We start from the raw sequence: 13,036 nt of genomic DNA on the forward strand, positions 1-13,036 counted from the left end.
CCTTATGCAATTGGTTGAATAAATACTAAATACTCATTTTATTACATTTACACCTTCAATTCACTACATAATGAAATATCTTCCTCTTAATCAGGACATTTTCGTGCAGAACAGGAAGCGATTTGTGGCCAGTATGGATAAAAATTCGATCGCTATCTTCAACAGTAATGATGAACTCCCCACCAATGGCGATGCCATCCATACCTTCAAACAGAACTCTGATCTGTTCTGGCTCAGTGGAATAGACCAGGAAGATTCCATGATAGTGCTCTTCCCTGATAATCCCGACCCCCGTTTCCGCGAAGTACTGGTGCTGGTACGACCAAATGAAATGAAAGAAAAATGGGACGGTAAAAGACTGAGGGCAGAAGAAGCGCGCCAGATCTCCGGCATCAAAACCATCATCTGGCTCGATATGCTGGATGCACTTCTCCAAACCTGGATCCATCTCGCAGATACCATTTATCTCAATTCAAATGAGAACGACCGAAAGGCGAACCTGGTACCGGTTAGGGATTACCGTTATATCCAGGAGATGAAGCAGCGTTACCCGCTTCACAACTACAAACGCAGCGCCCGCATCATGAAAGATCTGCGCGCCATCAAAACACCGCTGGAAGTGGAAGTGATGCAGCAGGCTATCGATATTACAAAAGATACGTTCATCGATCTTCTCAAATTCATCCGCCCCGGCGTGATGGAATATGAGATCGAAGCGAAGATCTGGCATGGATTTCTCAGTCGCCGTGCAACAAGGCCCGGCTATGGTTCCATCATTGCCAGTGGAGACAATGCGCGCATACTCCACTACGTTAACAATAACCAGGAATGTAAGGACGGCGAACTGATCCTGATGGATTTCGGTGCAGAGTATGGTGGCTACAATGCAGACCTGACGCGTACTGTACCCGTGAATGGTAAATTCAGCAAACGCCAGAAAGAAGTATACAACGGTTGTTTGCAGATCCATAATTACTGCAAAAGCATTCTCAAACCCGGTATTACCATCAACGATTATACTGAGAAAGCAGGCGATGAAGCCACTAAAGTTTTCATCAAGCTTGGATTGCTCAGCAAGGAAGAGGTGAAGAACGAAGACAAGGATAATCGCGCTTATCGTAAGTATCTCTATCATGGAATCAGCCACCACCTGGGTATAGATGTGCATGACCTGGGAACGAGAACTGCTCCCATCAAAGCCGGCATGGTATTTACGATCGAACCCGGCATTTACATTGAACAGGAAAAAATGGGCATCCGCATCGAGAACAATGTGTGGGTGACCAAAACCGGCAATAAAGACCTGATGGCAAAGATCCCCATCACAGTAGAAGAGATCGAAGCATTGATGAAGAAAAAATAACCTTCCAACCAACTTATGAAACAGATCCCCAATTTATTTACACTGCTGAACCTCGTGTTCGGGTGTATGGCCATTATCCTGATCCTTCAAACCGGCGAAACCCTTGTTACCAGTAGTGAGCAGGGCACATGGGTGGCGCAATTGCCAGAAAAGATCTGGTGGGGATCTGTATGCATCGGCATTGCCGCCATTGTTGATTTCCTGGATGGTTTCGTGGCCAGGATCTTCAAAGCCACTTCGGAGATCGGCGCTCAATTGGATTCACTTGCTGATGTGGTGAGCTTTGGCGTTGCGCCGGGCATGATCTTCTATCAATTGCTGCGCATCAGTTTTATCGGAACTGAAGATGGGCTGGATGTTTCTGTATGGGCGCTCATGCCTGCCGTGATTTTTCCCTGTGCAGGTGCGTACAGGCTGGCGCGTTTCAATGTAGATAAGTCGCAGTCCTACGGATTCAAAGGCGTGCCCATACCCGCTGCCGGCCTGGTAGTGGCTTCATTGCCGCTGATCCTGCTCTACAATTATTTTGATCTGAATGGAGTGTTGCTTTATAAATGGACCCTGTATGCCATGATCATTGTATTGAGCTGGCTGATGGTAAGCACGCTGCCATTGATGGCGCTCAAGTTCAGGGATTTTTCAATTAAGAATAACCTGCCGAAACTTATTTTACTGATTGTAGCAATAGTAGCGGGCATCTTTTTGAAATGGCTGGCAGTGCCTGTAGTGTTCCTGCTGTATGTGATACTCTCACTGGCAGTGGCAAAAAAGGAAGCAGCCGCGCACTAAAACTCATCAATTTCACATAGTTTTGCGCCTTAAAATCGCACAAAAATGACCTATACAGTTCAGGTGACCGTAATGCCGCTGAAAGAATTACTCGACCCTCAGGGAAAAGCAGTGATAGGAGGTTTACAGAACCTGGGGATCACCGCCATCCAGGATGTACGTATCGGAAAAAGCATTACCCTGCAGGTAGAAGCTGAAAATGCAGACAAGGCAAAGCAGGTTGCAGAAGAAGCCACCAAAAAACTGTTGGCCAATCAAGTGATGGAATATTTTGAAATCCACGTTCAACAATAGTGCTATACATTGTTCCTACTCCTATCGGTAATCTCCAGGACATTACTTTAAGAGCCCTGGAAGTGTTGAAACAGGTGGATCTGATACTGGCTGAGGATACCCGTACCACGGTGAAACTGCTCAACCACTATCAGATCCAGCGGCCGATAAGTCCTTACCATCAGCACAATGAACACCAGGTTTTACAGCACCTGGTGAATCAATTGCAGGGTGGAAAGAAAATAGCGATGGTGTCGGATGCAGGAACGCCCGGCATTTCAGACGCTGCCTTTCTGTTAGTGCGCGAATGCGCCAAAGCAGGTGTGAAAGTGGAAAGTCTCCCCGGCGCCACAGCTTTTGTTCCTGCACTCGTGAACAGCGGACTCCCCACCAACCGCTTTACATTCGAAGGTTTCCTCCCGCTCAAGAAAGGTCGTCAGACCATGATGAAAAAACTGGCCGTGGAAGAACGCACCATGATCTTCTACGAATCCCCGCACCGCCTGGTGAAAACACTGGAAGAGTTCATTACTTATTTCGGGCCGGACCGCCAATGCAGCGTCAGCCGCGAACTCACCAAGATGTTCGAAGAAAATGCACGCGGTACACTTACTGAGGTAGCCACTCACTTCAAACAAAAAGAAGTGAAAGGCGAGATCGTGATCGTTGTGGCAGGTGTGGATTAAGATTCCCTTATCATTTTGCGGTTTGATATTTGCATCTTCTTCATTAAACAATAATCGATATGAAGAAGAGCATCGCTTTGTTCATGACCATCGCATTGCTGGTTGTGGCGCAAAATACCCTCTTTGCTCAATTGCGGAAAGTTCCTGCAGCAGTAACAGAGGCATTCAAAAAGAAATATCCCAATGCACAGGATGTGGAATGGAAAGATAAGATGACCGTTTTTGTGGCCGAATTCAAGGAAGGCGAAACGGAGTATGAAGCAAGGTTCTCCAATAAGGGAGAATGGAAAAGTACCGAAAGCGAAATTGGTGTAACCGATGTTCCCGGCGAAGTGAAAGACGGCTTCAGCAAGAGCAAATATGCTGAATGGGAACTGGATGAAGCTTACAAGATACAGGTTCCGGGAGATAAGGTTGAATACCGTTTGCATATCAGGAAAAGCGATCTGCAAAAGAAGAACCTGTTGTTCAGCAGCGATGGAAGATTGCTGAAAGACAATATCACTTTGTAGACAATTATCAATCAGCATACATGAATGCCAGCCGTATGATGCGGCTGGCATTTCCTTTTATTTTGAATTATGTAGTTCGCTACATATATTTGTTTACACCGGAAATCTACCCATTATGAAGAAAATTTATATTATCGGGTATGGAGCAATCGGTAAAGTGCTGGCAGTAGCCCTCAAACTCAATGGCCATGAGGTTTGTATCATTCGTGGAAGTGTTGCCGATGCCCCGCCGCAGTTACAGGAGATAGTTGTAGAATCACCTTCCGGCAAATGGCCGCCAACAGAAATTTCCATTAGTTCCCTTCAAGAATTCCAGTCGCTGGAAGATGGTATCATCGTACTTGCCAATAAATCATTTGGCAATGCGCAATTGAGCGAAACGCTGCAATCCAAACTGTTGAATGCTCCCATTGTGATCATGCAAAATGGTCTGGGTGTTGAAAGACCCTTTCTCGAAAAAGGGTTCAGCAATGTTTTCCGGACGGTACTTTTTGCCACCAGTCAAAACCTTGATACCGGTCTTGTGCGTTTCAAGCCTGTTGCAGCTTCGGCAATGGGTGTTGTCAAAGGCAATGAGCAGTTGCTGAATGAAACAGCAGAGCAGTTGAATACCGTTCAGTTTCCTTTCAGAGCGGAGAAAAGTATCCAACCTGTGATCTGGAAGAAAGCGATCAGTAATTGTGTTTTCAATTCCATTTGTCCATTGCTGGAAACCGATAACGGAATTTTCCATCGCGATGAAAATGCGCTTGCGCTTGCAAAAAGGGTGATTGCAGAATGTGTTGAAATAGCTGCAGCGGAAGGTATTCGTTTGCATTCGGACGAAGTGGAAGCAAGTCTGTTACAGATCAGCCGTTCATCGGATGGACAGCTGATATCAACCTACCAGGATATTCTGAACAAACGGGAAACGGAAATAGAAACGCTTAACCTGGAAGTGGCGGCCATTGCCCAGAGATTGCACAAACAACATCTGGTTCGTGAAACCCGCCTGCTGGGCGAACTCACACTACTTAAATCAAAACTCCATCGATGAAGATCATGCTGATTACCGGCGGCAGCCGCGGCATTGGCGCTGCAACAGCTTTGCTGGCCGCTGCTAACGGGTATGCCGTAGCGCTGAATTACAACAAGAACAAACCTGCAGCGGATACTGTGGTGAATAAGATCAAAGCCAGTGGGGGTAATGCCATTGCCATACAGGCTGATATTAGCGTTGAAGCTGAAGTGGTGCGGCTCTTTGAAGAAACGGACAGGCAACCTGGAACATTGGATTGCCTTGTCAACAATGCAGGCATACTGGAAAAACAAATGCGGGTGGAAAACATGACGGCAGACAGGTTGAACCGCATCTTTGCAGCCAATATCACCGGACAGATCATTTGTGCGCGTGAAGCCATTAAAAGAATGTCTACGAAACATGGAGGCAAAGGTGGCACTATCATCAATGTATCTTCTATTGCTGCCAGGCTGGGCTCGCCTGATGAGTATGTGGATTACGCTGCCAGCAAAGGCGCCATCGATACATTCACCATCGGTCTTTCAAAAGAAGTAGCTGCAGAAGGGATCCGCGTGAATGCAGTTCGGCCCGGGCTGATCTATACAGATATTCATGCAGATGGCGGAGAGCGGGGACGTGTAGACAGATTGAAAGCATCCCTGCCGATGAAACGCGGAGGCCAGCCCGAAGAAATTGCCGAAGCCATACTTTGGCTTGCATCTGATAAATCTTCTTATGCAACAGGCAGTTTCATCGATCTCGGCGGCGGACGTTGAAATGTTTTGTTAAGCCGCCCATCTTTTTGCTTTTTTGCCTACCTTAACCCGCTATTTGGGAAATTTCAACATCTAAACTGAGGAAAAAATGCGAAAACACATTCTCTTATTTGTCATGGGATTCAGCGCAGTGGCCACTTCCCGGGCACAGGCCGACAGGTGGCAGCAACGTGTTAAATACACTATGGACATTAACATGGATGTGAACACGAACCAATTCACCGGCAAACAAAAACTGGAATACACCAATAATTCTCCTGACACACTTAAACGCGTTTTCTATCATCTTTACTGGAATGCGTTTCAGCCTGGCAGTATGATGGATGTGCGCAGCCGCGAAATGGGCACCAATTCCCCCACAAGAAGACCTGATTGGGATTCACGTGTGAAAGACAGGATCCAACATCTCAAACCCGATGAGATCGGTTATCAGAAAGTGCTTTCTCTTACCATGAATGGAGAGAAACAGCAATACATCATGCATGAAACCATCCTGGAAGTAGTGCTCAGCAAACCCATCCTGCCGAAATCAAAGGTTGTGTTCGATATGAACTTTGAGTCGCAGGTGCCTTTGCAGATCCGCCGTGCAGGAAGGGACAACCCGAATACGGGTGTCCGTTACTCCATGAGCCAGTGGTATCCCAAACTGTGTGAATATGATTTTGAAGGATGGCATGCCGATCCTTATATCGCTCGTGAGTTTTACGGTGTATGGGGCGATTATGATGTGAACATCACCATCGATAAGAACTACACTATCGGTGGAACAGGTTATCTTCTCAATGCACAACAGATCGGTCATGGATACGAAGCGCCGGGTACCAAACCACCTGCTGCTTCCGGCAAAACCCTCACCTGGAAATTCAATGCGCCTAATGTGCATGATTTCATGTGGGCTGCAGATCCTGATTACAAGCATATCAGTCGTCAGGTCCAGAACGGTCCAACCATTCATGTGCTGTTCAAATCCGGTGACGGCTTCCTGAAAGCGCAATATGACCGTCTCTCAGAAACTGTAAAACAGAACAGCTATAAGGGAAAATATGAAAACTATGTGAAGGACTATGAAGCAAAATGGACAACTGTTGCCGATGCTGCAGTAACTGTTCTGCCTTTCATTGAAGCTAATTTCGGCGCTTATCCCTACAAACAATATTCATTCATTCACGGGGGCGATGGCGGCATGGAATATCCAATGTCCACTTTACTTGTAAGCTCAAGCCTCGGAACTGTTTTCCACGAATGGCTGCACAGCTGGTACCAGGGAATGCTGGCTACTAACGAGTCTGAGTATGCGTGGATGGACGAAGGCTTCACCAGCTATGCAGAAGCTCTGGTATCTGAATACTACAGGGGCGTTTCCAAAACTGTGGTGGAGCAAAGCACAACCGGAACGGGTCCCCGCAAGAAAACCATCGACAAAGGCTACAAACGCGCAGATATTTTCAATGGCGATGATAACCCTCACTCCGACTCTTATGAAGGGTATATCAATCTCGCCAGAAGCCGGTTTGAAGAGCCACTTACAACGCATGCAGATCACTTCGAAACCAATTACGGCTACAGTGTTGCCGCTTATTCAAAAGGAGAAGTGTTCATGGAGCAACTTGGCTATATTGTAGGCGCTCCTGTTCGCGACAGGATCCTGCATGAATACTATAATACCTGGAAGTTCAAGCATCCCAATGTGAACGACTTCATCCGTGTTGCAGAAAAGGAAAGCAATATGCAGCTCGACTGGTACCGCGAATATTTCGTTAACACCACCAAAACCATCAACTACAAGATCGATAGTATCTGGAGCGAAGGAAAGGGTACCAAAGTGCGTCTCAGACGTGTTGGTTATTTTCCCATGCCTATTGACCTGATGGCCACTTTCAAAGATGGAAGCAAACATCTTGCATACATTCCAATGTATCTCATGTTCGGCGCAAAAGAGAATGAATATGCAAAAGCATCTTTCACCAAACATGAGCCCTGGAGATGGACCAATCCCACTTATGAAGTGTTGATCGATAAACCGCTGACTGAGATCAGCAGCCTGGAGATCGATCCTTCCAAAAGATTGGCGGATATAGACAGGAACGATAATAAACTGGAGTTCAAATGGTAGATTGATCGGAGCGTTGCCAGGGGCTGACTAAATAGGCCGGAGTGCTGCCAGTCGCTCGCCTCTGGCGAGTGACTTGTATTTAGTCGCCTCCGGCGACGCAGTGTTCGCCGGAGGCGAACCAATAGAACTCACTCGCCGGAGGCGAGCAACTGGGCCCCCCGAACTCCCTCTTATTATACAAAAAGAACAGCCCGCCCAAATGGACGGACTGTTCCGGTTAAAGATAAGGTAAGGTTAATGTTCTGTGTTCCCAGGTTTCTTGCACAGAAAAAAACGTACAATCAGCAATGCCGATCAATATTTTGATTTGGCTATACGATGCCTTTCCCGGAAGGTTAACAAAGGTAAACGGATGTTGCAGGTACTGCAATACCACTTTGTGGTAAGCCTATCTGCCGAAGAATTTGTTGATGGCTTCAACGCGGTTGTTCACGTGCAGTTTCTCGTAGATATGATACACATGCTTGCGGACTGTTTCCTGGCTGATGAATAAGCTGGCGGCTATTTCTTTGTACAACATGCCTTTGGCCAGTAATTCAAGAATTTCTTTTTCCCTGTTAGAGAGAACATTCAGTGTAGATGATTCCGGAGCTTCTGTGGGATTCTTTTGCTTTTGCTGAAAAGCCGCCACTACTTTTCTGGCGATCTGGCTGCTCATCGGAGCGCCTCCATCCTGTAATTCGCGGATTGCTTCCAGTAGTTTATGCGGTGCTGTCTTTTTCAATATATAACCATTTGCACCTGCACTCAATGCTTCAAATATCTTTTCATCATCTTCATAAACCGTACACATCATGAACAGAATGTCTTTGTATTCGGACTTCAGTTGACGCACACAATCTATGCCATTTTCACCTTCACCAAGATTTATGTCCATCAGAACAATATCCGGTTTCAGTTTTGGTATCTGGTCCATGGCTTCCGCTGCGGAGCCCACACTTCCGATCAAACGATACCCTTCAGACATGATAATGATCTGTTCGAGTGCGGACCGGATATCCTTATTATCGTCAACGATACAAATTGTAATGTCCATTCAGCAAATTTCAAACTTTTCGATACACCAATAATACCACTTTGTGGTAGTTTTTCGATGGATGAAATGGGGCTGTTGCGGAAATTACACAGATACGTACAGCAGGTATTTCTCTTTGAAATATTCTTCTCCGAAGATCTCATGTACTTCCATAATGCGTGGTTTACAACCACTTTCGGAAATTTCCTGCGCGAGATCTCCTCCTTTGAGGCAGATGAGACCGGGCTTTTGTTCCTGGTTGGGCTGTGCTTTTTTAAGCAAGGGCTTGCTCCAGGTCCAGAGCTCTTTCAGCGGCGCCACCGCTCTTGATACCACGAAATCGAATTTACGGTTCTTGATTTCTTCCATGCGCGCGTGTTGCGCCGTCACATTTTTCAAACCAAGACCTTCTGCAACAGCCTGCACCACTTTGATCTTTTTTCCTATGCTGTCTACCAGGTGGAACTTTACTTCAGGAAAGAAGATGGCCAGTGGTATGCCGGGAAATCCGCCACCAGTGCCGAGATCGCCGATCACGGCTCCGGGCTGGAACTCGAATGCAGCTGCAATGGCCAGTGAATGCAATACATGCTTTTCGTACAAACTGTCGAAGTCCTTGCGGGAGATCACATTGATCTTCTCGTTCCAGTCTGCATACAATGCTTCCAGTGCAGCCAGTTGCTGCAATTGTGTTTCGCTGAAATCACCAAAGTACTTGATGATCAGGCCCAGTTTTTTTTCGGCTTCTTCCATAATGCAGGAGCAAAGATGCAATAATAAATGAACATCCAGATATCCAGTAACCACCACCAGGCAAAGAGATCTTTCTCATTCAGTCTTGACATCGCTTTATAATACACGATCGCCTGCGTGATGGCGCGCACTGCAAAGATGCCGAGCGCCAGTCGCCAATCGAAGAAGATAAGGGTGAGTATGAATAATGGATAGAAAAGGAAATGCGTCATGGAATAAAGTCCAAGCAGGAACTTATGTTTGGACTTATAGAATTTTCCGGTAGTGAAATGCCTGTTCTTTTGGTGCATCCAGTTCCTGAATGTTTTCTTCGGTTCTGATAAGGTCACCGCTTCGGGATCCAGTACAATGGCTGTATTGGAGGCAGTAGCCACTTTGTTGATGAAGAGATCATCATCGCCACCCGGTACATGGTTCAATGCAGAGAATCCTTTATTGGCAAAGAACAATCCTTTTTTGTAAGAAAGATTTCTGCCAACACCCATATACGGCATACCTGCAAGTGCATACGAAAAATACTGCAGGGCGGAATGGAAGGTTTCAAAACGGATCAGCCTGTTCAGTAAACCCGGTCGTTTGTAATACGCTCCATATCCAAGTACGATATCGATACCCGGCGCATAGGCGTCCTGCATTTTCTGCACCCAGAATTCGGAAGCTGGCACACAGTCTGCATCCGTCAGCAGGATGACCTCATGCTTTGCTTCCTTGATGCCTATGGAGAGTGGGTATTTTTTACCGGGAATGCCTTTAGCCTCCTGTGAGAGGTTCACGGCATTGAGACTTTTGAATGTTTTCCTGAATTCTTCTAGGAGGAATTTCGTTTCATCCTGGCTGTTATGGTTCACCACAATCACTTCATGTGTGGAGCTATAGGTTTGAACCAGTACGCCGGGAAGGTTTCGTGCCAGGTTACCCGCTTCATCGCGGGCGCAGATAATGATGGAAACCGGGTGCTGCTGCGTTTTTTCGCGAACAGGCGCCTGGTACCAGGCCACCCTGCGGAAGAGGAGCCAGTAATATAATAATTGAACGAAAGCAACTGCGCAAAAGGCACAGAAAAGTATCAACCACCAATCTATGCTCATCAACAGTGATATCATGAAGGTTGCAATTTAGGGTCCAATGCAAGGAAATAATGCGCGAAAATAAGAAGGTAACTCCTGAAAGCAATACATCTAAGCATCCACACCTGTTGAAAAATAAAGATTTTTGTAATGTGTGTAATTTGATGGTAATCACCATAGCGAGGGTTCGTTACCCTGCAAACTGGCTGTAATCCGTATCTTGCAGCCCGATTTATCAAATATTATGGCGAGTTTACAATTTCAGTTACAGGCTACAGATGGGCATTCTGCGGCAAGAGCGGGTAAGGTTACAACAGATCACGGAGAGATCCTGACACCCATCTTCATGCCTGTGGGAACCGCGGGCAGCGTGAAAGCAGTGAGCCAGCAACAACTGAAAAATGATGTGCAGGCACAGATCATTTTGGGAAATACTTACCATCTCTATCTCCGCCCGGGCCTCGAAACCCTGGAGAAAGCCGGTGGCCTGCACAAATTCAATGGCTGGGACAGGCCCATTCTGACGGACAGTGGCGGCTACCAGGTTTTTTCGCTGGCATCCAGCCGTAAGATCACGGAAGAAGGGGTGGTGTTCCAAAGCCATATCGACGGATCGAAACATTTATTCACGCCCGAAAATGTGATGGACATCCAGCGCAGCATTGGTGGTGATATCATCATGGCCTTCGATGAATGTCCGCCCTATCCGAGTGAATACAAATATGCGGAGAAATCCATGCATCTCACCCACAGGTGGCTCGACAGGTGTTTCGAGCGTTTCAACAGCACACCTGACAGGTATGGTTATGCGCAAAATCTTTTTCCTATTGTGCAGGGAAGCACCTATGCTGATCTGCGCAAAGCGAGCTGCGAATACGTTGCATCAAAAAATGCTGCAGGCAATGCCATCGGCGGTCTCAGCGTAGGCGAGCCCGATAACATGATGTACGAGTTCACCCAACTTTGTTGCGAGAACCTGCCTGCGGAAAAGCCACGTTACCTCATGGGTGTGGGCACTCCCTGGAATATCCTGGAATGCATCGCACTGGGTGTTGATATGTTCGATTGTGTGATGCCCACGCGTAATGGCCGCAACGCCATGCTCTTCACCTCCAAAGGAGTGATCAATATCGATAATAAGAAATGGGAACACGATTATTCCCCGCTGGATGATGGCATCGACAGCCATATCAGCAACTACTACAGCAAGGCCTATCTCCGTCACCTGATGAAGGCGAAAGAGATCCTGGGACTTACCATCGCCAGCGTTCACAACCTGGCATTCTATCTCTGGCTGGTAGGAGAGGCGCGCAAACATATCCTGGCAGGGGATTTTATCAGTTGGAAGAATGAGCAGGTGGCCATCCTGCAACAACGCCTGTAAGTCTGAAAAATCAACCTGATTTGCAATAGTTTTAGGAATCCCGGGCTCTGAGGATCACAGTTTTTGGGCTACATTTGCCCGGCCGCCGGCTCAAAGGCATAGTATGAAAAAAATCGACTGGTACATTATCAAGAAATACCTCAGCACTACCATTTTCATGGTGCTGATCTTTAGCGTGATCGCTGTTGTGATCGATACCAGTGAGAAAGCCGATGATTTTGTAAAGAGCGGTCTTAGTTCCTGGCAGATCATTACCGATTATTATCTTGGTTTCGTTCCCTTCATCATCAGCATGATCTTTCCGCTGATGGTGTTCATTGCTGTTATCTTCTTTACCTCCAAAATGGCAGCACGTTCAGAGATCATCGCCATGCTGGCCAGTGGAGTTCGATATAACCGCGTGCTGGCGCCGTTCATGGCGGCTGCACTTTTCCTGGGCGGAATTTTCTGGGTGGCCACACAGATCTGGATCCCCAAAGCCGCCACCATCCGCGGAAATTTCCAGGCAACTTATATCGATAGTAAGAGTTCCTACGAACAAGGAGAGCTGGCCAAAAGAGGCAATAACTATTATCTCAAAGTAGACTCTGTAACCTTCGCGGGTTTCCGGGAGTACAACAATGACCGACAGATGGCCTACGGCGGTTTCTTCATGGACCGCATCAAAGGCACTCAATTAATATACAACCTGCGGGCCGACAATATCCGCTGGGACACGGCAAAGAAATCATGGGTGATCGAGAATGCGATTGAAAGACATATCGATGGTATCAAAGAGACGATTAAGAAGATCGATACCATGAAGCTGGCGCTGAATGTAAAGCCCACCGAGATCAAACCGGACAAATACCTGAAAGATAAAATGACCACCTCCGAGCTGAAAGCTTTCATACAGGCTGAGGCCAACAGGGGAACAGAAGGTCTGAACGATTTCAAAGTAGAAAGATACCGCCGTGACGCCACTCCTTTTTCTGTGCTGGTGCTGACATTGATCGGGTTTTCAGTGGCTGCGCGTAAAACCCGCGGTGGTAGCGGGCTGAACCTCGCTGTAGGGATCATCACTGCCGCGATATTTGTTGTGATGGATAAATTCTCCCTCACATTCTCCACTAAAAGTAACTTCCCGCCCATACTGGCCGCCTGGACACCCAATATTATTTTTACATGTATTGCTATCTGGTTACACAAGAAGGCGCCTAAATAAGAATTGGATGAGAAACTAATTAAATCAGTATTAATAATGGTTTAGTTTCTAACCTAAAACAACAATTTTTGTTCTATTGAGCGGTATTGTTATAACTTTAG

13 protein-coding genes are annotated in these 13,036 nt (G+C 46.7%); 10 read left to right on the forward strand and 3 right to left on the reverse strand.

What is annotated here, in order from left to right; translation table 11 throughout:
• Nucleotides 1-70: 70 nt before the first annotated feature.
• From D9Y29_RS18895 to D9Y29_RS18930, 8 genes are all read left to right on the forward strand, one after another.
• The gene (locus tag D9Y29_RS18895) at nt 71-1,363 is read left to right on the forward strand and encodes an aminopeptidase P family protein (protein ID WP_127131128.1); all 1,293 of its coding nucleotides are present in this window, start codon (nt 71-73) and stop codon (nt 1,361-1,363) included.
• A gap of 15 nt (nt 1,364-1,378) precedes the next feature.
• A complete protein-coding gene (locus tag D9Y29_RS18900; protein ID WP_127131130.1) occupies nt 1,379-2,152 on the forward strand; it encodes a CDP-alcohol phosphatidyltransferase family protein in 774 nt (257 codons plus the stop codon).
• Nucleotides 2,153-2,197: 45 nt separating this feature from the next.
• Entirely contained in the window at nt 2,198-2,446 is a 249-nt protein-coding gene (purS, locus tag D9Y29_RS18905; protein WP_127131132.1) for a phosphoribosylformylglycinamidine synthase subunit PurS, read from the forward strand.
• Nucleotides 2,446-3,111, forward strand: a complete 666-nt coding sequence (gene rsmI / locus D9Y29_RS18910) for a 16S rRNA (cytidine(1402)-2'-O)-methyltransferase (RefSeq protein WP_127131134.1) — start codon at nt 2,446-2,448, stop codon at nt 3,109-3,111. The genes purS and rsmI overlap by 1 nt, the downstream gene beginning before the upstream one ends.
• A gap of 59 nt (nt 3,112-3,170) precedes the next feature.
• Nucleotides 3,171-3,623 (forward strand): PepSY-like domain-containing protein, encoded by a 453-nt coding sequence (locus D9Y29_RS18915; protein ID WP_127131136.1) that lies wholly within the window; start codon nt 3,171-3,173, stop codon nt 3,621-3,623.
• Between the two features lie 115 nt (nt 3,624-3,738).
• On the forward strand, nt 3,739-4,659 hold the full coding sequence (locus D9Y29_RS18920; protein ID WP_206513827.1) for a ketopantoate reductase family protein: 921 nt from the start codon (nt 3,739-3,741) through the stop codon (nt 4,657-4,659).
• A complete protein-coding gene (locus D9Y29_RS18925) occupies nt 4,656-5,399 on the forward strand; it encodes an SDR family oxidoreductase (protein WP_127131140.1) in 744 nt (247 codons plus the stop codon). The genes D9Y29_RS18920 and D9Y29_RS18925 overlap by 4 nt, the downstream gene beginning before the upstream one ends.
• Nucleotides 5,400-5,487: 88 nt before the next feature.
• Nucleotides 5,488-7,512 carry a M1 family metallopeptidase gene (locus D9Y29_RS18930; RefSeq protein WP_127131142.1) on the forward strand — a complete coding sequence of 675 codons (2,025 nt, stop codon included), beginning with the start codon at nt 5,488-5,490 and terminating at the stop codon, nt 7,510-7,512.
• A 388-nt stretch (nt 7,513-7,900) separates the two neighbouring features.
• Here D9Y29_RS18930 and D9Y29_RS18935 read toward each other — a convergent pair whose 3' ends face one another.
• From D9Y29_RS18935 to D9Y29_RS18945, 3 genes are all read right to left on the reverse strand, one after another.
• Nucleotides 7,901-8,548, reverse strand: coding sequence for a response regulator (locus tag D9Y29_RS18935; RefSeq protein ID WP_127131144.1), 648 nt, complete (start codon nt 8,546-8,548; stop codon nt 7,901-7,903).
• Between the two features lie 84 nt (nt 8,549-8,632).
• Entirely contained in the window at nt 8,633-9,280 is a 648-nt protein-coding gene (gene rsmG, locus D9Y29_RS18940) for a 16S rRNA (guanine(527)-N(7))-methyltransferase RsmG (protein ID WP_241237984.1), read from the reverse strand.
• Complete coding sequence (locus D9Y29_RS18945; protein ID WP_241237985.1) at nt 9,250-10,383, reverse strand: glycosyltransferase; 1,134 nt, start codon at nt 10,381-10,383, stop codon at nt 9,250-9,252. The genes rsmG and D9Y29_RS18945 overlap by 31 nt, the downstream gene beginning before the upstream one ends.
• Nucleotides 10,384-10,591: 208 nt before the next feature.
• Between D9Y29_RS18945 and tgt the strand changes: the two genes are divergently transcribed.
• Entirely contained in the window at nt 10,592-11,731 is a 1,140-nt protein-coding gene (gene tgt / locus D9Y29_RS18950; RefSeq protein WP_127131146.1) for a tRNA guanosine(34) transglycosylase Tgt, read from the forward strand.
• Nucleotides 11,732-11,834: 103 nt separating this feature from the next.
• Nucleotides 11,835-12,935, forward strand: a complete 1,101-nt coding sequence (locus tag D9Y29_RS18955) for an LptF/LptG family permease (RefSeq protein WP_127131148.1) — start codon at nt 11,835-11,837, stop codon at nt 12,933-12,935.
• The last annotated feature ends 101 nt before the right edge of the window (nt 12,936-13,036 follow it).

Source organism: Pseudoflavitalea rhizosphaerae (genome assembly GCF_003991355.1).
GTDB classification, from domain to species: Bacteria; Bacteroidota; Bacteroidia; order Chitinophagales; family Chitinophagaceae; genus Pseudobacter; species Pseudobacter rhizosphaerae.

Coding starts and splice junctions, on each gene's coding strand:
- D9Y29_RS18915 (WP_127131136.1), top strand. CDS start 3,171: ATGAAGAAGAGCATCGCTTTGTTCATGACCATCGCATTGCTGGTTGTG.
- D9Y29_RS18920 (WP_206513827.1), top strand. CDS start 3,739: ATGAAGAAAATTTATATTATCGGGTATGGAGCAATCGGTAAAGTGCTG.
- rsmG (WP_241237984.1), bottom strand. CDS start 9,280: ATGGAAGAAGCCGAAAAAAAACTGGGCCTGATCATCAAGTACTTTGGT.
- D9Y29_RS18925 (WP_127131140.1), top strand. CDS start 4,656: ATGAAGATCATGCTGATTACCGGCGGCAGCCGCGGCATTGGCGCTGCA.
- D9Y29_RS18900 (WP_127131130.1), top strand. CDS start 1,379: ATGAAACAGATCCCCAATTTATTTACACTGCTGAACCTCGTGTTCGGG.
- D9Y29_RS18945 (WP_241237985.1), bottom strand. CDS start 10,383: ATGATATCACTGTTGATGAGCATAGATTGGTGGTTGATACTTTTCTGT.
- D9Y29_RS18955 (WP_127131148.1), top strand. CDS start 11,835: ATGAAAAAAATCGACTGGTACATTATCAAGAAATACCTCAGCACTACC.
- purS (WP_127131132.1), top strand. CDS start 2,198: ATGACCTATACAGTTCAGGTGACCGTAATGCCGCTGAAAGAATTACTC.
- D9Y29_RS18935 (WP_127131144.1), bottom strand. CDS start 8,548: ATGGACATTACAATTTGTATCGTTGACGATAATAAGGATATCCGGTCC.
- D9Y29_RS18895 (WP_127131128.1), top strand. CDS start 71: ATGAAATATCTTCCTCTTAATCAGGACATTTTCGTGCAGAACAGGAAG.
- D9Y29_RS18930 (WP_127131142.1), top strand. CDS start 5,488: ATGCGAAAACACATTCTCTTATTTGTCATGGGATTCAGCGCAGTGGCC.
- tgt (WP_127131146.1), top strand. CDS start 10,592: ATGGCGAGTTTACAATTTCAGTTACAGGCTACAGATGGGCATTCTGCG.